Genomic DNA, 18,704 nt, shown 5'->3' on the forward strand with positions numbered 1-18,704 from the left:
TCCGGTCCGTCACGCCTCGGCAAACTCTGCAAAAAGGCTGTTTGGACCGGCTTCAGTGATTCTTACTCTTATAATGTCACCGATTTTTATATTGTCACCGATTTTCGACGTTTTCGTGTCAATAATCACTGATTGTAGCCATGGGGAGCGCCCAACGAGCTGCCCCTCCATCCGACCCGGCTTTTCGAGCAGAAGATCAATCTCCCGTCCCACGCAGTTTTGCGCGAATTCACGCTGCTGCTTGATAAGCAGTGCCTGAAGCCGCTCCAGACGCGCGGATTTGACGTCTTCGGGCACATGATCGGGCATATCCGCGCCCGGCGTACCGGGGCGTGGAGAGTATTTGAACGAAAAGGCCTGAGCATAGTTGACCTCTTCGATCAGACGCATCGTTTCTTCGAAATCCTCGTCCGTTTCGCCCGGAAAGCCGACGATAAAGTCACCCGACAGCGCGAGATCAGGGTTCGCGGCACGAATGCGCTTGATCAGGGCGATATAGTCTGACGCCGTATGCTTGCGGTTCATGGCCTTCAATATCCGATCCGAGCCCGCTTGGACGGGCAGGTGCAGATAAGGCATCAGTTTCGGGTTGGTGGCGTGCGCTGCAATCAGCCCATCGTCCATATCGCGCGGGTGGCTTGTCGTGTAGCGCAGGCGCGCAAGTCCTTCGATCTGCGAGAGCTGTTCCAGCAGCATTCCCAGACCCGCCTCGTTGCCATTCCCATCGGCGCCATGCCAGGCGTTGACGTTTTGGCCGAGAAGCGTGATTTCGCGCACGCCGGCCTCGACCAGTTGGCGGGCTTCATCCATGATCTGGGCAAGCGGACGCGACACTTCCGAGCCGCGCGTATACGGCACCACGCAGAAAGTACAGAATTTGTCGCAGCCTTCCTGGACGGTCAAAAACGCGGAGACGCCGCGGGCTTGGACAGATTTGCGGTTCTGCGCCGGCAGATGTTCGAATTTGTCTTCGATTGCATAATCCGTGTCGACGGAAGGGCCGGATTCTCGGACCTTTTTCAAGGCTTCGGGCAGGCGATGATACGCCTGCGGGCCCATGACGAGATCAACCGATTTTTCGCGGCGAAGGATTTCATCGCCTTCGGCCTGGGCCACACAGCCGGTCACGCCGATAATGAACTCGCGTCCCCTCTCCTGCCGTGACTTTTTCATCTCGCGCAGACGGCCAAGCTGGGAATAGACCTTTTCTGCCGCCTTTTCGCGGATATGGCAGGTATTGATCAGCACGAGGTCAGCGTCAGCCAGATCGCTCGTTTCTTCATAACCGTCGCTTGTCAGCGCATCCGTCATGCGGGCGCTGTCATAGACATTCATCTGACAGCCATAGGTCTTCACAAAGACCTTGCGCTTCGCATGGGAACCCTTGCTTTCCGGCACTTTTGTCAATTCTTCGCTCATGCGCGCCTCCTTAAACGATGATGCGCCAGAAATGAAGCCTGCATTTCCGCAACAGGGCTAAAGAAATTTACCGATAAGAAAGAACATAAAGATATGTTTATGTCCTTCTATGCTTGTCTTGGCCGCGCAAAATGGCTAACACAGGCGCGGTCAAATTCATTTGGGGAATCCCGCATGCGCCAGAACTACCTGTTTACCAGCGAATCCGTTTCCGAAGGCCACCCTGATAAGGTGTGCGATCGAATTTCAGACGAAATCGTCGATCTGATCTACCGCGAGGCTAAAAAAACGGGTGTTGATCCCTGGACCGTTCGGGTGGCGTGCGAAACGCTGGCGACCACGAATCGCGTGGTTATTGCCGGTGAAGTGCGGGTACCGCAGACGCTTCTTAAGAAGGACAAGGACGGCAACGACGTCATCAACCCTTCGAAGTTCAAATCCGCTGCGCGCAAGGCAATTCGCGATATCGGCTACGAGCAGGATGGCTTCCATTGGAAGACAGCCAAGATCGATGTGCTGCTGCATTCGCAATCTGCAGATATCGCGCAGGGCGTGGACAACGCCTCTGACCAGCAGGGCAATGAGGGTGCGGGCGACCAGGGCATCATGTTCGGCTATGCCTGCAAGGAAACGCCGGATCTCATGCCTGCGCCGATCTACTATTCCCACAAGATCCTTCAGCTTCTTTCCGAAGCGCGCCGCGCCGGCGAAGGCGACGCAGCCAAGCTTGGCCCGGATGCCAAAAGTCAGGTTACCGTGCGGTATGAAAATGGTGAGCCGGCCGAGGCTGTATCGATCGTCCTTTCGACCCAGCATCTGGATGCCAGCTGGGATTCGAAGAAGGTTCGCTCTGTCGTTGAGCCCTATATCCGCGAGGCACTCGGCGATCTCAAGATTGCAGACAATTGCGTATGGTACATCAACCCGACCGGCAAATTCGTGATTGGCGGACCGGATGGCGACGCTGGCCTGACGGGCCGCAAGATCATCGTTGACACCTATGGCGGCGCTGCCCCGCATGGCGGCGGCGCGTTTTCAGGCAAGGACACGACCAAGGTCGATCGTTCGGCAGCCTATGCTGCACGCTATCTTGCGAAAAACGTTGTTGCAGCCAACCTTGCCGACAAGTGCACCATCCAGCTCTCGTATGCGATCGGTATTGCTCAGCCGCTGTCGGTCTATGTCGATCTTCACGGCACTGGCAAGGTAACCGAAGAGCAGGTTGAAGCCGCTATCCGCGAGGTGATGGATCTTTCGCCAGGCGGTATTCGCCGCCACCTTGACCTGAACAAACCCATCTACGCCAAGACCGCGGCCTATGGCCACTTTGGCCGCAAGGCGGGACGCGATGGCTCCTTCTCATGGGAAAAGACCGACCTTGTGAAGCCGCTCAAGGCTGCGATTAAGGACTAATAGCGAAAATGGCCGAAGAAGAACGGCGCTCGCGCGCTACAGAAGCCTTTTTCGGCCGTCGCAAGGGCAAGGCACTGAGGCAAAATCAGCAGCGGCTGATGGATGACGTGCTCAATGCACTGCTGATCGACATTAAAGAGCTAGCGCCTGCCGACTTAAAGGCGCTGTTTTCAAAGCCGGTCGCGACAGTGCGGCTGGAGATTGGCTTCGGCGGCGGCGAGCATCTGATTCACCGCGCGCTTGAAAATCCCCAGACTGGGTTTGTCGGCGTCGAGCCTTTCGTCAACTCGATGGCGAAGCTGCTTGCCCGCGTTGAGGAAAGCGGCGCGGACAATATTCGTGTTTACAACGACGATGCCGCCGCTCTTCTCGACTGGATGCCGGCAGGCTCAGTCAGTCAGATCGACCTTCTCTATCCTGACCCATGGCCCAAGAAGAAGCATTGGAAACGCCGCTTCGTTTCGCAGGTCAATCTCGATCGATTTCATCGTGTGCTGGAAAAGAACGGGCGCTTCTGCTTCGCGTCAGATATCGACACCTATATCAATTGGACGCTGCAGCATTGCGCAAAGCACGGCGGCTTTGAATGGACCGCGCAGAATGCGAACGATTGGCTGACGCCGTTCGACGGCTGGCCGGGTACCCGATATGAGGCCAAAGCACGGCGGGAGGGCCGCTCATCTGCCTATCTCACATTCAGGCGGGTTTGAGTTTCCCGACTTTGGCTTCCCCGATTTAGTGCAGGCTCACAGTTCTCAGGTCGTCTTCTGCAGCCTTGAAGAAGGTTGAAGAGCGATTGTCTGTCAGCAGGATTGGCGTACCGTCCGCGCCAAATAGCGCCCACAGATCAAGACCAGGTTCCAGCTCCGGAGCTTCCGGGAAGCAGCGGACGACGTCAGCAACCGTCATTTTGCGGATGTAAGCAAGTTCACCCTCGCCAAGATGGGCGAGCTCATTCAGTGAGAGACCTTGAGGGATTTTCGCAAACATTTCGTTCCTCCTATACTCGAAGGGCCAGTGGCAAATCGCCACGTTCTACTCTGAAACGGAAATGTTAATTTTTTTCACCATTCGTTCCGGTTCAGGTCTAATGAGATCTACTGAGAGGAGGCCGTTCTTCAAAACCGCGCCCTTAACCACCATTCCATCGGCCAGAACAAACATGCGCTGGAACTGACGGGCGGCTATGCCGCGGTATAAATAGTCGCGATCCGGCTGGTCAACCTGCCGCCCGCGAATGACGAGCTGGTTTTCTTCTGTCGTGACGTCAAGCTCTTCTTCGGAGAAGCCGGCAACGGCCAAAGTGATGCGAAAACCGCCTGCGAAATCAATGGAGGGATCCGGCATCAGCCGCTCGATATTATAGGGCGGATAACCGTCATTTGATTTGGAAAGCCGCTCCAGCGTCTTTTCCATCGCATCGAAGCCCAGAAACAGCGGACTTGCAAAAGGTGTCATTCTAGTCATTTAAAAGTCCTTGGCTATCAAGCGACCTCGGGCGCGGAGCTCATTGGAGCCTCCACAGAAAGCAAATATGGTGTTGTCCTCAGTCGAGTGCAAGGCGCAGCCGCCGAATGGCGCAAGAAATCATCCGGGAAGGTTAAGGCTGCTCTTTAAGCCAGTTCCACCAGCCCGATTTTCTGCTTGAATTGCCCTTTGCGCATTTCAATCCAGGCGCAATATGATCTAGTCTCCCAGCAGAAAACCAATTGGTAGATGAAGAGCATAATGTCAGAAAAACGAAAGATCATTATTGATACCGATCCCGGTCAGGACGACGCTGTTGCCATTCTCCTTGCACTGGGGAGCATGGACGAGCTGGATGTTTTGGGGTTGACCTCGGTTGCGGGAAATGTGCCGCTTGCGCTCACAACAAGAAATGCCCGCATCGTGCTGGAAGTCGCCGGCAAGAAAGATATCCCCGTTTATGCCGGGTGCGACAAGCCGATCAGCCGGCAGCTTGTCACCGCCGAACATGTGCACGGCGCAACGGGGCTAGACGGTCCTGAGCTTTTTGAACCCACCATCCCCGTCCAGGATAAACATGCCGTCGATTTCATCATCGACACTTTGCGGAGCGAACCCGAAGGCAGCGTAACGCTTTGCACGCTCGGCGCACTGACAAATATCGCCACAGCCTTTTCCCGCGCGCCGGACATTGCCGGACGCGTCAAAGAACTGGTTATGATGGGCGGCGGCTATTTCGAGGGCGGCAACATAACCCCCGCAGCCGAATTCAACATCTATGTCGATCCCGAAGCGGCCGATCTCGTGATGAAGTCCGGCGTTCCGATAGTAATGATGCCGCTGGATGTTACACACAAGGTTTTGACGACAAAGGAACGCGTTGCGAAAATTGCCGCACTCAACACGCCGGTTTCGAAGTTCGTCGTTGAAATGCTGGACTTTTTCGAAAGGTTCGACATCGAGAAATACGGTTCAGACGGCGGGCCGCTGCATGACCCCACCGTTATTGCCTATCTCCTGAAGCCAGACCTCTTCACGGGGCGCGTGTGTAATGTCGAAATCGAGGTGAACTCGGAACTCACCCTGGGCATGACTGTGGTTGACTGGTGGCACGTCACCCAGCGTGCGCACAACGCCCTGGTTATTGGCGATGTGGATGCAGACGGCTTTTTCGCGCTTCTGACGGAGCGTATCGGGCGGCTTTAGTTCGCCGCCCAAAAGTTCAAGCGGCCTTCACCGCCCAGCTGGCAAAGGGATCCGGAAGGTGACGCCACTTGTCCGGCGTGAAGGCTTCGCCTTCCACCAGGCATTCGTCGAGAGCTGAGCGAATTTGCCGCTCATCCATCGGATCGGCACCGATGAAAACAATCTCCTGGCGCCTGTCACCCCAGACGGGATCAAGATAAGGCTTCATCGCTTTTTGGAACTCCGGGGCTGTCGGCCATTGGTTTTTCGGAACAGCCGACCACCACAGCCCCGCCTTGCCGGTTCTCACCAAAGCGCCGGCATGGCTCACCTCACCGACATAATGCGGGCGGGTCGCCAGCCAGAAAAACCCCTTGGTGCGGATGACGCCCGGCCATGGACGGTCGAGAAAGGCCTGAAACGCTTGAGGCGCGAACGGACGGCGGGCGCGGTAAACGAACGAGCGGACGCCATATTCCTCCGTTTCCGGCACATGGTCCTTGAATCCGTGTAGCTCCTTGAACCAAAGCGGATGCTGTTCAGCCTTCGCAAAGTCGAATCGCCCCGTGCCGACCACCTCGCGCGGCGCGACCTGCCCAAAATCAGTCTCTATGATCCTGGCATCCGGATTGAGTGCCACCACGATCTTGCGTGCTGCATCGCGCTGATCGGGACGCGCCGAACCGATCTTGTTGAGAACCACCACATCGGCAAATTCGATCTGCTCGACCAGGAGATCGACGATAGAGCGATTGTCGCCTTCGCCCGCCGTTTCTCCACGATCGGCGAGAAAATCCGCTGAGGCGTAGTCATTCAGGAGATTGGCCGCGTCCACCACGGTTACCATCGTGTCAAGCCGTGCAATGTCGGACAGGCTTTTGCCCTCCTCATCGCGGAACTCGAATGTTGCCGCAACAGGCAGAGGTTCGGCGATACCGGTTGACTCAATCAGCAGATAATCAAACCGGCCCTGCTCGGCGAGTTGGCGTACTTCGTTCAAGAGATCGTCGCGCAGCGTACAGCAGATACAGCCATTGGTCATTTCAACCAGTTTTTCTTCAGTCCGCGACAGGTTGGCACCACCGTCACGTACAAGTGCAGCATCGATATTGATTTCGCTCATGTCATTGACGATGAGCGCGACCCGCAATCCTTCTCTGTTGTTCAGTATGTGGTTGAGCAAAGTCGTTTTTCCCGCGCCCAAAAAGCCGGAAAGCACGGTTACGGGCAATCGATTGTCCATCTGAAATCTCCCTGAATGAACGTAATGTAATAACGTTACATAAAGGGCGTCGCGATTTCAACCCTGCCTTGGCGCAAGCTCGCCAACAAAGCTGCGTGACCTTATCCTTCGTTAAAGTCCGAACTTATCCTTGAATGCGTACCACCAGGAGCCGATCGTGGAATATTGCGCCCTGAACATGCGCCCACCCGGGAATGGGTACCAGGGCATGGCGGCAAAGGTATCGAAGCGCGACTGGTCTCCATCAATCGCGGCGGCGAGAATTTTGCCGAAAAGATGGGTTCCCGTGACGCCGTGCCCGGAATAACCGTGGGCAAAATAGACATTTTTGCCGAGACGGCCCATCTGCGGCACACGCGTGAATGAGATCGCAAAATTGCCGCTCCAGGCGTAGTCGATTTTGACGTTCTCCAGTTCCGGAAATACCTTCACCATGTTGGGCCGGATTTTTGCGATAATGTCTGCCGGATCCGTGCCGCCATAAATGGTACCGCCGCCGAACAGCATGCGCCGATCTGCCGAGAGCCGATAATAGTCGAGAATATAACGTACATCCTCGACGCATTTGTCGCCGGGCAGAAGCTTGCGCGCGAGCTCTTCAGATAGGGGTTCTGTGGCGATGATCTGCGTGGAGGCCGGGAGAACGCGGTCCGTCAGTTCCGGGATCACATGGCCAAGATAGGCGTTGCCGCAGGCGACGACGATGCGGGCTGTGACTTGGCCTTTTTCGGTGTAAACGATTGGCTTTTCTGACGATTGATCGACCCGTGTGACCGTCGAGAGTTCGTAAATCTCACCGCCAAGGCTTTCCAGCGCACGAGCTTCGCCCAATGTGAGGTTCAGCGGATGCAGATGGCCGCCGGATGTATCCAGCATGCCGCCTGCGTAAACCGTGGAGCCGACTTCGGCGCGAAGAGCGTTGCGGTCGAGCATGACATGATCGCTCATGCCGTAGCTTTCCCAGAGCGCCTTTTTGGCTTCGAGTTCCCGCATATGGGCTGATGTATAGGCGGTGTAAATGTTGCCGCGCTTGAGGTCGCACTCGATACCGTATTGTTCAATCAGACGATAGATCGTCTGCGCGCCTTCCTGCACCATGCCTCCGACAAAGCGCGCGGCATCGTCACCGTAACGACGCTTGATCGTATCAAGGCTGGCATTCAGGCCATTGACGACCTGACCGCCGTTGCGACCCGATGCGCCCCAGCCGATTTGTGCGCCTTCCACCAGCGTGACCTTGTAGCCTTTTTCGGCCAGGTGAATGGATGTCGACAGACCCGAATAGCCGCCGCCGATGACGCAAATATCGGTTTCAACGGCCCCTTCCAGAACCTTCGGGCTGCGCTCGATATTGCGGGACGCCGCATAGTAGGAACCGGGATACTGGCCGGCGCCGGCATAATTTCCAGCTTTTGCCATCAGACAATCTCCAGATAGGCGCTGAACTCATAGTCCGTGACCTGCTCGGCAAAACCGGCGATCTCCTGACGTTTGCAGGCAACGAGCATATTGCGCAGCAAGGGCGAGAAAACCTCGGCCATGATCTCGCCCTCTTCAAAGGCGTCCACGGCGCTGCCCCATTCAACGGGGATCTTCTTCAGGCGATCACCATAGGCGCGCCCCTCGATCGGCTTCGGCGGCATCCATTTGTTGCGAATACCAACCAGCGCTGACCCCAGAATGCCGGCCATCGCCAGATAGGGATTGGAATCGGCACCGGGAACGCGGTGCTCGATGCGGCGTGACTTTGGCCCACCACCTGGAATCCGGATCGCGGCGGTGCGGTTTTCGAAACCCCAGGAGATGGAGGTTGGCGCATGCGTATCGGGGCGAAGACGCCGGAACGAGTTGAAATGCGGTGCAAAAAGCAGCGTCGATTCAGGCATTGCCTTCAGCATGCCCGCGACCGAATGTTTGAAAATATCGGTGCTTTCATTTTCCTCGGTGGCGAAAACGTTTTTGCCGTCCTTGTCGACCATGCTGAAATGCATGTGCATGCCATTGCCGGAGCGCAATCCATAGGGCTTGGCCATGAAGGTTGCGGCAATGCCGTGACGCCGGGCCACACCCTTGATGATGCGTTTTGCGAAAATGATGTCATCGGCAGCCTTCAGCGGGTCGTTTCCGTGGAGAAGCGTGATCTCGAACTGACCGATCCCATTTTCTGCCACAGCCGCATCCGCTGGCACGTTCTGACGCGCGCACTCTTCATAGACGTCGGAGAAGAAGCCGCCGAAATCATCCAGTTCGTCGATCGAAAGAATGGCATCGGAATCCAGCCGCTTGCCGGTATAAGGCGAAATCGGCGGCTCCGGCGCATCGGGCTCGGAATCGATCAGGTAAAATTCGAGTTCGGAGCCAACAACGGGGTAAATGCCCATATCATGGTACTGGGCAATTACAGCGGCGAGAGCCTGACGCGGGTCGGCCAGAAACGGCTTACCGGACTCTTCAAACATCCACAGAGGTACGACCGCGCTGGGACGCTGCGTCCAGCGCACAGGAACCGGACCTCGGCCTGTCGGCTCGCAGATGCCGTCATTGTCACCATGGAGAAAAACCTGCTCGGAGCCGATAATGTCCTCACCCCAGATATCAACACCAAGGATGGAAAGCGGCATGCGAATTCCGCCGCCCAGCACCTTTTCCAACTGGCTGACGGGCACGCGCTTGCCCCGCAAAATGCCGTTCAGGTCACAGATGACGGCCTGGATGCTTTCAATATCGTCATCAAGATTAGAGCTAAATTCCGCGTCAACCACAATTCCCCGCTTCAGCAAAGCTGATCTATTTCATATACCTGGATTGATCACGGTTTCGCAGAGCCGGTCAAGCTTGCACGACGACGCATTCTGAAAAAACCGGACCCCGTGAGGCCCGGTTTTTTGTTTTCGCGGTCGGAATTTGCCGACTTATTCGCAGATCTTCACCGTATAGCGCTCGCCGTATTTGTCGTAGCGCTTCTCATACCAGCATTCAGCATATGCGTTCTTCTGGCTGGCAATGATCGTGCCGAGGAGCAGTGCGCCTGCGCCGATGGCTGCACCTGCACCATAATGGTGCTTGTGGTGGTGGTGGGGCGGCTTCAGCCACAGCTTCTTGGCATTGGCAGCCGGTGCGACAGATACGGCTGCGGTAACGGCGACAAGGGTGGCAACAAAAAACTTTTTCATGGGTCTTCTCCTCTGGGTGTGGTTCAAATCGACTTTGTTCGTGCATTTGAATGAGCCCGTCTCATTCATTGATCACAAGGTGCCAGAAAGCGGAGCGCTCTGATGTTACAGAGGAAACAGGGCGCAAGACGCGGATCGCTTGAAAAGAACCGGAAGCCGCTATAAGAACCGGCCAACATCGTATTTTAAGAGAAAAAGGGTATTCCATGACTGTGCGCAATCTCCTCCTTCTGCCTGGTGACGGCATTGGCCCCGAGGCCATGGGCGAAGTCCGCAAGATCATTGCCTGGATGAATGAATCCATGGCGGCCGGTTTTGCTGTCGATGAAGGTCTCGTGGGCGGTTCAGCCTATGATGCGCATGGTGCGGCGATCTCTGAGGACGATATGGCGAAGGCCATGAAGGCCGATGCGGTACTCTTTGGTGCTGTCGGTGGTCCGAAATGGGATGGCGTGCCTTACGACGTCCGCCCTGAAGCCGGACTCCTGCGCCTTCGCAAGGATCTCGAACTGTTCGCAAACCTGCGCCCGGCGATCTGCTATCCGGCACTTGCTTCGGCCTCCTCGCTCAAGCCTGAGCTGGTGGAAGGCCTCGATATTCTTATCGTGCGCGAATTGACCGGCGGCGTTTATTTTGGCGAGCCCAAGATCATCACCGATCTTGGCAACGGGCAGAAGCGCGCTGTCGATACGCAGGTTTACGATACCTATGAAATCGAGCGCATTGCAGGCGTTGCGTTCGAACTGGCTCGCACCCGCAAGAATGCCGTTTGCTCCATGGAAAAGCGCAACGTTATGAAATCGGGCGTGTTGTGGAACGAAGTGGTGACCGCAACCCACAAGGCGAAATATTCCGACGTTCAACTGTCCCACATGCTGGCAGACGCCGGTGGCATGCAGCTGGTTCGCGCGCCGAAGCAGTTCGACGTGATCGTGACCGACAATCTGTTTGGCGACATGCTCTCCGACGTTGCTGCCATGCTGACGGGGTCGCTCGGCATGCTGCCTTCGGCGTCGCTTGGCGCGCCGGATGAAAAGACCGGCCAGCGCAAGGCGCTTTATGAGCCGGTTCACGGCTCTGCGCCTGATATCGCCGGCAAGGGCATTGCAAACCCGATCGCGATGATCGCTTCCTTTGCCATGTGCCTGCGCTATTCCTTCAACATGGTTGCCGAAGCCGACAATCTGGAAAAGGCGATCGCCAAAGTTCTCGAAAAGGGCATCCGCACCGGCGACATCATGGCCGAAGGCTGCAAGCAGGTTGGCACCGCAGAAATGGGTGATGCGATCCTTGCCGAATTCCAGGCGCTTTCTGCCTGACGTGCAAGACACCGCTCCGCTGCACGGCGGGGCGGTCATTTGAAGGGCGCATGATGGCCGATCCTGTTCGCAATGGTCTGTTCAGCACGCTGAAAGCGCGAAGAGAACAATTTGCGCCATCAGCGCCACGCATCCATTGGAAAACATGGTTGGCAATAACTGCCTGCCTCGTCGTTTGGGCCATGGTGTTTCGCGATGTCGAGCTGACGCTTGCCGCAAGACAGTTTCCCGACTGGTTTCGATCAATTGCCGAATTCATGACCGGGTTTGGCAATTCGGCATGGGTTCTTGTTCCCAGCGCTCTTCTTTTCGGTGTCTCGCTTTGGCTTATCAAGCGCGAACAGGTATCGGCTTTGCGTGAAAAAGCCGAATATTGGGCAGTTGCTAGCGCCTACATGTTCCTGTCCGTCGCGCTTTCGGGCATTCTCGGTAACATCCTCAAACGGCTCTTCGGCAGAGGACGGCCGCGGGTATTTGACGAGTTCGGCGCGTTTCACTTTCAGCCGCTTGCAGGAAGTAGCGCTTTCGAAAGCTTTCCTTCAGGCCATTCGGTGACCTTTGGCGCGATGGCGATGGGTTTTGCCGTGCTTTTTCCGAGGTTTCGCCTACCGCTTCTCGTGATCGGCTTTGCCTTCGCCATGACGCGCGTTTTCGTCGGCGCGCATTATCTGAGCGACGCGATTGCCGGATATTCCTTCGGCATGTGGTATGCCTATATGAGTGCGATCTTCTTCGCGCAATACGGCTATTACGTCAGCCGGCGTGGCCGCTGAAATCAGGCCACCTGCCTATTGTTGCTGCCGCCGAGCAGAGCCAGGGACACACCCAGCGCTACAATTCCACAAATTGCAATCGCCAGCGTGACCGAAACCGGTCCACCGTCAAATATCGCACTGACGCCAACAATGGCGACGGCACCGACGAGCATCTGCAGCGTACCACCCAGCGCTGCCGCCGTGCCGGCAATGGGGCCGTGTTCCTCCAGTGAAAGCACCATCGCGGTCGGGATGATCAGGCCGAGAAAGGCGTTGGAAATGATAAGGAGACCCGCAAGAAGCCAGAATGACTGGAAGCCGAGGAGAAACAGCACGAACATTAATGACGTCGTGAATGCAAAGCCGGCAACGGATGCCTTCACCACCGGCAGCGAACCATATCGGCTACCCAGATTTGCGGCAAACTGGCTGGAGGCGAAAAAGCCCAGCGCATTGACCGAAAAGGCGATACTGAACTGGATGGATGTGAGACCATAGTGCTGCGTGTAGAGGAACGGAGCGGTGGCGAGAAAGGCGAAAAAGCTTGCCATTCCCGCACCACCAATCATGGTCTGGCCCATGAAGCCCTTGTCCTTTATGAGAACGGAAAAGGCACGCAGCATGCCGGAAAGTTCGAACGTCTGCCGATATTCCGGGTGCAGCGTTTCAGCGAGTGTAAAGCGCGTGAGCAGAATGCCGACAAGTGCCGTCAAAGCCGCGAACACGAAAACGGACGGCCAACCGAAGAGAACGATGAGGCCGCTGCCGCCGAGCGGTGCCAACATAGGCGCAACGGAAATGACCAGCATGATGGTGGACATCAGGCGTGTGGCATCATTGCCCGTGTAAAGGTCGCGGATAACGGCGCGCGGGATCGACATGACGGAAGCAGCGCCAATGCCCTGCACAAAGCGCAGAGCGATAAGCCATTCCACCGAAGGTGCCAAGGCGCAGCCGAGCGAAGCCACGAAGAACAGGCCGAGGCCAAAATAGAGCGGCGGCTTGCGGCCCACGCTGTCGGAGATTGGCCCATAGACAAGCTGGGAAATGCCAAAGGCCGTGAAGAAGGACATGACTGTCCACTGCACCGCGGAAACGTCCGCTCCGAGATCATGCGCAATCCGCGGCAGAGCCGGGATATACATGTCGATCGCAATGGGACCGGCGAAGCTGAGCAGGGCCAAAATGATGGCCAGTTTGATAATTTCGGGTTTCATGAGACGGCTCTAATAAAATCAGCGCGAAAAGGACGCAGAGCAATGACAGAAGCTTTCATGCGTGGCAAGCGGGGCCCTTTCACCAGGTTTGATGCAGCCATTGAAATCCTTTATGGGTGCTTCTACGGTTTGTCACATTCTTGCTTTATGAAAGCTGGGTTTTTGGAAATGTGACGGGCAGCAATTAAATGCCCATTGAGTATGGAACACGTTGCCTGTATTGGCAGCCATCCTGCAACCTTTATCAATATCGGACGGTCATCAAAGAATGCTGAAAACCCCCTACTATCTCATCGACAAGTCGAAGCTTCTTAAAAACATGGAGAAGATTGCCGAATTGCGTGAGAAGTCGGGCGCAAAGAGCCTTCTGGCGCTCAAATGCTTTGCCACATGGTCTGTCTTCGATCTGATGAGCGAGTATATGGACGGCACAACGTCATCCTCTCTTTATGAGGTGAAGCTTGGCCGTGAGAAATTCGGCAAAGAGACCCACGCCTATTCGGTTGCTTATGGCGACGATGAGATCGATGAGGTCGTCGACAATTGCGACAAGATCATCTTCAACACGATCAACCAGCTGACGCGGTTTGAAGCGCAGTCTGCCTCCAAAATCCGCGGTCTGCGGGTCAATCCCGGTGTTTCAACTTCGGAATGGCTGATTTCGGACCCGTCGCGACCGAATTCGCGTCTGGGCGAGTGGGATCCGAAGAAGATCGAAGCCGTTGCCGATAAAGTCACCGGCTTCATGTTTCACAACAATTGCGAGAACGATGATTTCGACCGGTTCAGCGAAATGCTGAGCCATATCGAAAACACGTTCGGCCATCTGATCGAAAAAATGAAATGGATCAGCCTGGGCGGCGGCATCCATTTTACCGGCGAAGGCTATCCACTGGACAGGCTTGCTGAAAGGCTCAAGGGCTTTTCGGAAAAATACGGTGTTCAGGTCTATCTGGAGCCGGGCGAAGCGTCGATCACCAAATCGACGACACTTGAAGTCACGGTTCTCGATACGCTCTTCAACGGCAAGAATCTGGCTATCGTTGACTCGTCCATTGAAGCCCATATGCTTGATCTGCTGATCTACCGGGAATCGGCAAAGATGGAGCCGAATGAGGGCGACCATGACTATATGGTGTGCGGCAAGTCCTGCCTGGCGGGCGATATTTTCGGCGAGTTCAAGTTCGACCATGAACTGAAGGCGGGCGAGCGTCTGTCGATCCAGAATGCTGCCGGTTACACGATGGTCAAAAAGAACTGGTTCAACGGCGTCAATATGCCTGCGATTGCCATCAAGGAGCTGGATGGAACTATCCGCACGGTTCGTGAATTTGGCTACCAGGATTACGTAGACAGCCTGTCCTGACAGGCACCATAATTTTCAACTGATCTCAACGGAGGCGGTCTAACCAAAATGAAGAAGAATGTCCTGATCATTGGCGCGGGCGGTGTTGCCCAAGTTGTGGCGCACAAATGTGCGCAGAACAACGATATCCTCGGCGATATCCATATCGCATCACGCACCAAATCGAAGTGTGATGACATTATCGCTTCGGTTCAAGAGAAGAAGGCGATGAAGCAGCCTGGCGTTCTTGAAGGCCATGCGCTGGATGCGCTGGATATTGAAGCGACCAAGAAGCTGATCACGGACACCGGCTCCCAGATCGTCATCAATGTTGGCACCGCCTTCCTGAACATGTCCGTGCTGCGCGCATGCATCGACACCGGCGTGGCCTATATCGATACCGCCATTCACGAAGAGCCCGACAAAATCTGCGAAACGCCGCCGTGGTACGCAAACTACGAGTGGAAGCGTGCTGCTGAATGCGAAGAAAAAGGCATCACCGCAATCCTCGGCGCGGGCTTTGACCCAGGCGTGGTGAATGCGTTCGCGGCTCTGGCCAAGGACGAATATTTCGACAAGATCACCGACGTCGATATCGTCGATATCAATGCAGGCAGCCATGGCAAGTATTTCGCCACGAACTTCGACCCGGAAATCAACTTCCGTGAATTCACGGGCGTTGTCTATTCCTGGCAGGGCGGTGAATGGAAGACCAACAAGATGTTCGAGATCGGCAAGGAATATGACCTGCCGGTGGTTGGCAAGCAAAAGGCCTACATGTCCGGCCACGACGAAGTGCATTCGCTGTCCAAGAACATGGACGGCGCTGACGTTCGCTTCTGGATGGGCTTCGGCGACCACTACATCAACGTTTTCACCGTGCTGAAGAATATCGGCCTTCTTTCCGAGCAGCCGGTGAAGCTTGCCAACGGCGATGAAGTTGTTCCGCTGAAGGTGGTGAAGGCTTGCCTGCCCGATCCCGCTTCTCTGGCACCGAACTATACCGGCAAGACCTGCATTGGCGACTTCGTGAAAGGCACGAAGGACGACAAGGAACGCGAAGTCTTCATCTACAACGTTGCCGACCATAAGGAAGCCTATAACGAAGTCGGTTCGCAGGGCATTTCCTATACGGCTGGCGTTCCGCCTGTTGCAGCCGCAATCCTGGTTGCCAAGGGTGCCTGGGATGTGAAGAAGATGGCAAATGTGGAAGAACTGCCGCCGCAGCCGTTCCTTGCTGTCCTGAACCGCATTGGTCTGCAGACCTCGATCCGCGACGAAAACGGCGAGCGCGACCTGGAATTCGTCGAGCCCTGATCGGTCTCGATACATACCCCAGAAGAGAGCCCGGGCTTCGTTCCCGGGCTTTTTTGCTTTTAGGTCCCTACGCCTATGAGTGCGGCCCACGCAGACACGGTGATCACACCAAGGGCCGTTCCCAAGGTGATGACGGAGGCGGCAAACCGCCGGTCAGAGTTGAACTGGTTGGCAATCAGCCAGACATTGACGCCCGGCGGGATTGAGGCGCAAAGCACCGCTGTCATTGCCCAGACCGGGGGCAAGTCGAAGAGGCGTGACGTGAGAAAGACGGCGGCGGGCATGAGAACAAGTTTCAGGCCGCTGGCGGCAAAAGCCGGTGCAAGGCTGCCCGACACGCCATATTGACGCAACGACATGCCAAGCGACACCAACGCCATGGGCCCGGCAATGTGCGCAAGCTGATCAGTCACCGACATCACCGCATCCGGCAGATGAATACCCAACAGATTGACCACAGCACCTGACAGGATTGCGATGATCATCGGGTTCCGCACGAGGCTCTTTGAAATCTGAACAAGGATTTCGGAAAGCGGATGGTGCGTGCCGTCGCGGCTTTCCTGAAACTCGATCATCACAGTGCTGATCGTCATCATGGTTGGCAGATGCACGGCCAGGAGCGTCGAAATGACCAGCAGACCTTCCGAGCCGAAGGTTCGCGATATCAGCGGCAGTCCAATCAGCACGAGATTTGAAAAGCATGACGAGAACGCCATCACGACGGAGGCTTTCGGGTCGCGGTGAAACACCCGCGCGGAAATCAGCTGGCCGGCAATCCAGGCGATGGCGATGCCGGAAAAGTAAGCGCCCCAAAGCCTGAACGCCGCTCCGGGATCAAAATCTGCCCGCCCAATGGCCGTGAACAGGAGAACCGGAACGGCCACCTTGAAAACGAATGCGCCCATGGCCTGGCCGACATCCGCTTTCAGATAGCCTGTAGCAAGCAGCAACCAGCCGACAAGGATGAGGATGAAGACCGGAAGAACATTGGCAAAAATGGCAGACATGGATAGCTTTCGTTTGAACGACCGCCAAACCCAGCAGCCTCATTAAGGAATGTGTATGAAAATTCTCGTCGTCTTGAATATGCGCGGCACCGCGATGGGGCTACTTGGTAAGGCCATAACGGAAGCCGGTGGCAAAGCGCAATATTGTGCGGCCTATTGTGGGGAAAAACTTTCCCCCTCTCCCGACGGCTTCGCGGGGATGGTGATTATGGGCGGCGAACAAAATGCGCTTGATGACGCGGGTTCGCCCCACTTCCCCGCCCTGCTGGACCTCATTCGCGCCTTTGACACGGCGAAAAAGCCTGTCCTCGGCATATGCCTTGGGGCCCAACTGATTGCGCGCGCTTTCGGCGGTCAAAACATTGTCGGCGGTGCAGCAGAATTCGCCTGGCAAGAGGTGGAGCTTACACCAGAAGGAAAAGCAGACCCACTCATGGCCGGCCTGCCGGAGCGGTTTGTGCAGTTTCAATGGCATGACGATACGTTTACGCTGCCGGAAGGGGCCGTGCGTCTGGCCGGTAATGAGCGAGTATCAAACGAGGCGTTTCGCGTTGGAAACGGTTGCTACGGCCTTCAGTTTCATTCGGAAGCCGGACGGGCGACCGTCTATGATTGGAGCACCATGCTTCGCGATATCATTCTTGAAAAAGACCCGGATTGGCTCAAAGATCTGGACCGGCAGGCCTCGCTCCATGCCGATGTTTCGGACCGGGCGAGCACCATGCTGTTGCGAAATTGGGTCAATTTGCTGGCCGCCTGATCAGAGGCGTCCGGGAAGCACCCTGTCTGGCGGACGGTGGCCGTCGAAATAGGTTCTGATGTTGATAATGACACGATTGCCCATATCGACGCGGCCTTCCAGCGTTGCCGAACCCATGTGCGGCACCAGCACAACCTTGCCCTGTTTCATCAGCTTGAGAAGCTTTGGATTGACCCGCGGTTCGTTTTCGAAAACGTCGAGCCCGGCGCCTGCCAGTTTGCCTTCAGCGATGGCTTTGACCATGGCGCTTTCATCGATCACCTGACCGCGTGAGGTGTTGACGATGTAGGCATTCGGCTGCATCAGAGCCAAACGGCGAGCGGACAAGAGATGAAATGTGCCAGGCGTCGAGGGGCAATTGACCGACACGATATCCACACGCGCCAACATCTGATCGAGGCTCTCCCAATAGGTCGCCTCCAGCTCCTCTTCCACACTTTCACTGACGCGATTGCGGTTGTGGTAGTGAATGGACAAACCGAAAGCCTTGGCCCGGCGTGCGACCGCAGTGCCAATGCGGCCCATGCCGATGATGCCGATCCGTTTTCCCCAGATGCGGCTTCCCAGCATCCATGTGGGCGACCAGCCTTCCCATTCGCCGCCGTTATCGGTCAGAATCTCAGCACCCTCCACAAGGCGGCGCGGGACTGCGAGAATGAGCGCCATGGTCATGTCTGCGGTGTCTTCGGTCAACACATTGGGGGTGTTGGTAACGGTGATGCCCTTTCTCGCGGCAGCATCGACATCGACATGGTCGATACCGTTCGAAAAGCTCGCAATCAGCTTGAGCTGCGGGCCGGCCTGCTCGATCAGGGCTGCGTCGATCTTGTCGGTGACGGTCGGCACCAGAACCTCGGCGCTTTTCACCGCTGCCACCAGTTGCGGCTGCGTTCGCGCCTTATCGTCAACGTTCAACTCGACATCAAACAACTCACACATGCGCGTTTCCACTGCTTCGGGCAATTTGCGCGTGAGATAAACCTTGGGCTTCTTGCGATTGGGCATGGCTTCTTTTTCTGTTCAGGGCTCATTAACCAAGATCGGCGACAATTCCGCGATCGCGATCTTTCTATCAGACCCGTCA

General features: G+C 56.1%; 18 protein-coding genes. 8 read left to right on the forward strand and 10 right to left on the reverse strand.

Annotated elements, in window-relative coordinates; all coding sequences use genetic code 11:
• Window positions 1–9: 9 nt before the first annotated feature.
• Entirely contained in the window at window positions 10–1,419 is a 1,410-nt protein-coding gene (gene miaB / locus NHF56_RS14480; protein ID WP_252805715.1) for a tRNA (N6-isopentenyl adenosine(37)-C2)-methylthiotransferase MiaB, read from the reverse strand.
• A gap of 174 nt (window positions 1,420–1,593) precedes the next feature.
• Between miaB and metK the strand changes: the two genes are divergently transcribed.
• Window positions 1,594–2,832, forward strand: coding sequence for a methionine adenosyltransferase (gene metK / locus NHF56_RS14485; protein ID WP_252805717.1), 1,239 nt, complete (start codon window positions 1,594–1,596; stop codon window positions 2,830–2,832).
• Between the two features lie 8 nt (window positions 2,833–2,840).
• Window positions 2,841–3,542 carry a tRNA (guanosine(46)-N7)-methyltransferase TrmB gene (trmB, locus tag NHF56_RS14490; RefSeq protein ID WP_252805719.1) on the forward strand — a complete coding sequence of 234 codons (702 nt, stop codon included), beginning with the start codon at window positions 2,841–2,843 and terminating at the stop codon, window positions 3,540–3,542.
• A 25-nt stretch (window positions 3,543–3,567) separates the two neighbouring features.
• Here the strand turns inward: trmB and NHF56_RS14495 are convergent, their stop codons facing one another.
• Window positions 3,568–3,822, reverse strand: coding sequence for a DUF1150 family protein (locus tag NHF56_RS14495; protein WP_252805722.1), 255 nt, complete (start codon window positions 3,820–3,822; stop codon window positions 3,568–3,570).
• 45 nt (window positions 3,823–3,867) lie between these two features.
• The gene (locus NHF56_RS14500) at window positions 3,868–4,299 is read right to left on the reverse strand and encodes an Hsp20 family protein (protein ID WP_252805724.1); all 432 of its coding nucleotides are present in this window, start codon (window positions 4,297–4,299) and stop codon (window positions 3,868–3,870) included.
• A 261-nt stretch (window positions 4,300–4,560) separates the two neighbouring features.
• Here NHF56_RS14500 and NHF56_RS14505 point away from each other — a divergent pair, with 261 nt between their 5' ends.
• A complete protein-coding gene (locus tag NHF56_RS14505) occupies window positions 4,561–5,505 on the forward strand; it encodes a nucleoside hydrolase (protein WP_252805726.1) in 945 nt (314 codons plus the stop codon).
• A 16-nt stretch (window positions 5,506–5,521) separates the two neighbouring features.
• On the opposite strand, the gene zigA is transcribed toward NHF56_RS14505, so the two are convergent.
• The 4 genes from zigA to NHF56_RS14525 all read right to left on the reverse strand — a co-directional run bounded on the left by zigA (window position 5,522) and on the right by NHF56_RS14525 (window position 9,900).
• Window positions 5,522–6,727 carry a zinc metallochaperone GTPase ZigA gene (gene zigA / locus NHF56_RS14510; RefSeq protein ID WP_252805728.1) on the reverse strand — a complete coding sequence of 402 codons (1,206 nt, stop codon included), beginning with the start codon at window positions 6,725–6,727 and terminating at the stop codon, window positions 5,522–5,524.
• A gap of 111 nt (window positions 6,728–6,838) precedes the next feature.
• Window positions 6,839–8,146, reverse strand: a complete 1,308-nt coding sequence (locus tag NHF56_RS14515) for an NAD(P)/FAD-dependent oxidoreductase (RefSeq protein WP_373456311.1) — start codon at window positions 8,144–8,146, stop codon at window positions 6,839–6,841.
• Window positions 8,146–9,489: a glutamine synthetase family protein gene (locus NHF56_RS14520; RefSeq protein ID WP_252805730.1), complete on the reverse strand. Its 1,344-nt coding sequence runs from the start codon at window positions 9,487–9,489 to the stop codon at window positions 8,146–8,148. Before NHF56_RS14520 ends, NHF56_RS14515 begins: the two co-directional genes overlap by 1 nt.
• A 150-nt stretch (window positions 9,490–9,639) precedes the next feature.
• Complete coding sequence (locus NHF56_RS14525) at window positions 9,640–9,900, reverse strand: hypothetical protein (RefSeq protein WP_252805731.1); 261 nt, start codon at window positions 9,898–9,900, stop codon at window positions 9,640–9,642.
• A 206-nt stretch (window positions 9,901–10,106) separates the two neighbouring features.
• On the opposite strand from NHF56_RS14525, the gene leuB reads away from it, so the two are divergent.
• Entirely contained in the window at window positions 10,107–11,219 is a 1,113-nt protein-coding gene (gene leuB / locus NHF56_RS14530; RefSeq protein ID WP_252805733.1) for a 3-isopropylmalate dehydrogenase, read from the forward strand.
• A 50-nt stretch (window positions 11,220–11,269) separates the two neighbouring features.
• Complete coding sequence (locus NHF56_RS14535) at window positions 11,270–11,992, forward strand: phosphatase PAP2 family protein (RefSeq protein WP_252805735.1); 723 nt, start codon at window positions 11,270–11,272, stop codon at window positions 11,990–11,992.
• A gap of 2 nt (window positions 11,993–11,994) precedes the next feature.
• Here the strand turns inward: NHF56_RS14535 and NHF56_RS14540 are convergent, their stop codons facing one another.
• A complete protein-coding gene (locus NHF56_RS14540) occupies window positions 11,995–13,191 on the reverse strand; it encodes a multidrug effflux MFS transporter (protein ID WP_252805737.1) in 1,197 nt (398 codons plus the stop codon).
• A 268-nt stretch (window positions 13,192–13,459) separates the two neighbouring features.
• On the opposite strand from NHF56_RS14540, the gene nspC reads away from it, so the two are divergent.
• Window positions 13,460–14,557, forward strand: coding sequence for a carboxynorspermidine decarboxylase (gene nspC / locus NHF56_RS14545; protein ID WP_252805738.1), 1,098 nt, complete (start codon window positions 13,460–13,462; stop codon window positions 14,555–14,557).
• A 48-nt stretch (window positions 14,558–14,605) separates the two neighbouring features.
• On the forward strand, window positions 14,606–15,853 hold the full coding sequence (locus NHF56_RS14550; protein WP_252805742.1) for a saccharopine dehydrogenase family protein: 1,248 nt from the start codon (window positions 14,606–14,608) through the stop codon (window positions 15,851–15,853).
• Between the two features lie 59 nt (window positions 15,854–15,912).
• Here NHF56_RS14550 and NHF56_RS14555 read toward each other — a convergent pair whose 3' ends face one another.
• A complete protein-coding gene (locus NHF56_RS14555) occupies window positions 15,913–16,860 on the reverse strand; it encodes an AEC family transporter (RefSeq protein WP_252805744.1) in 948 nt (315 codons plus the stop codon).
• 55 nt (window positions 16,861–16,915) lie between these two features.
• On the opposite strand from NHF56_RS14555, the gene NHF56_RS14560 reads away from it, so the two are divergent.
• Complete coding sequence (locus tag NHF56_RS14560) at window positions 16,916–17,620, forward strand: type 1 glutamine amidotransferase (RefSeq protein ID WP_252805746.1); 705 nt, start codon at window positions 16,916–16,918, stop codon at window positions 17,618–17,620.
• On the opposite strand, the gene NHF56_RS14565 is transcribed toward NHF56_RS14560, so the two are convergent.
• Entirely contained in the window at window positions 17,621–18,625 is a 1,005-nt protein-coding gene (locus NHF56_RS14565) for a D-glycerate dehydrogenase (RefSeq protein ID WP_252805748.1), read from the reverse strand. It abuts the gene before it with no gap.
• Window positions 18,626–18,704 lie beyond the last annotated feature (79 nt).

The organism is Rhizobium sp. L1K21 (assembly GCF_024055895.1).
Classification (GTDB): domain Bacteria; phylum Pseudomonadota; class Alphaproteobacteria; order Rhizobiales; family Rhizobiaceae; genus Ensifer_A.

Coding starts and splice junctions, on each gene's coding strand:
- leuB (WP_252805733.1), top strand. CDS start 10,107: ATGACTGTGCGCAATCTCCTCCTTCTGCCTGGTGACGGCATTGGCCCC.
- miaB (WP_252805715.1), bottom strand. CDS start 1,419: ATGAGCGAAGAATTGACAAAAGTGCCGGAAAGCAAGGGTTCCCATGCG.
- zigA (WP_252805728.1), bottom strand. CDS start 6,727: ATGGACAATCGATTGCCCGTAACCGTGCTTTCCGGCTTTTTGGGCGCG.
- nspC (WP_252805738.1), top strand. CDS start 13,460: ATGCTGAAAACCCCCTACTATCTCATCGACAAGTCGAAGCTTCTTAAA.
- metK (WP_252805717.1), top strand. CDS start 1,594: ATGCGCCAGAACTACCTGTTTACCAGCGAATCCGTTTCCGAAGGCCAC.
- NHF56_RS14550 (WP_252805742.1), top strand. CDS start 14,606: ATGAAGAAGAATGTCCTGATCATTGGCGCGGGCGGTGTTGCCCAAGTT.
- NHF56_RS14555 (WP_252805744.1), bottom strand. CDS start 16,860: ATGTCTGCCATTTTTGCCAATGTTCTTCCGGTCTTCATCCTCATCCTT.
- NHF56_RS14565 (WP_252805748.1), bottom strand. CDS start 18,625: ATGCCCAATCGCAAGAAGCCCAAGGTTTATCTCACGCGCAAATTGCCC.
- NHF56_RS14560 (WP_252805746.1), top strand. CDS start 16,916: ATGAAAATTCTCGTCGTCTTGAATATGCGCGGCACCGCGATGGGGCTA.
- NHF56_RS14540 (WP_252805737.1), bottom strand. CDS start 13,191: ATGAAACCCGAAATTATCAAACTGGCCATCATTTTGGCCCTGCTCAGC.
- NHF56_RS14500 (WP_252805724.1), bottom strand. CDS start 4,299: ATGACTAGAATGACACCTTTTGCAAGTCCGCTGTTTCTGGGCTTCGAT.
- NHF56_RS14505 (WP_252805726.1), top strand. CDS start 4,561: ATGTCAGAAAAACGAAAGATCATTATTGATACCGATCCCGGTCAGGAC.
- NHF56_RS14525 (WP_252805731.1), bottom strand. CDS start 9,900: ATGAAAAAGTTTTTTGTTGCCACCCTTGTCGCCGTTACCGCAGCCGTA.
- NHF56_RS14495 (WP_252805722.1), bottom strand. CDS start 3,822: ATGTTTGCGAAAATCCCTCAAGGTCTCTCACTGAATGAGCTCGCCCAT.
- NHF56_RS14535 (WP_252805735.1), top strand. CDS start 11,270: ATGATGGCCGATCCTGTTCGCAATGGTCTGTTCAGCACGCTGAAAGCG.
- NHF56_RS14515 (WP_373456311.1), bottom strand. CDS start 8,146: ATGGCAAAAGCTGGAAATTATGCCGGCGCCGGCCAGTATCCCGGTTCC.
- trmB (WP_252805719.1), top strand. CDS start 2,841: ATGGCCGAAGAAGAACGGCGCTCGCGCGCTACAGAAGCCTTTTTCGGC.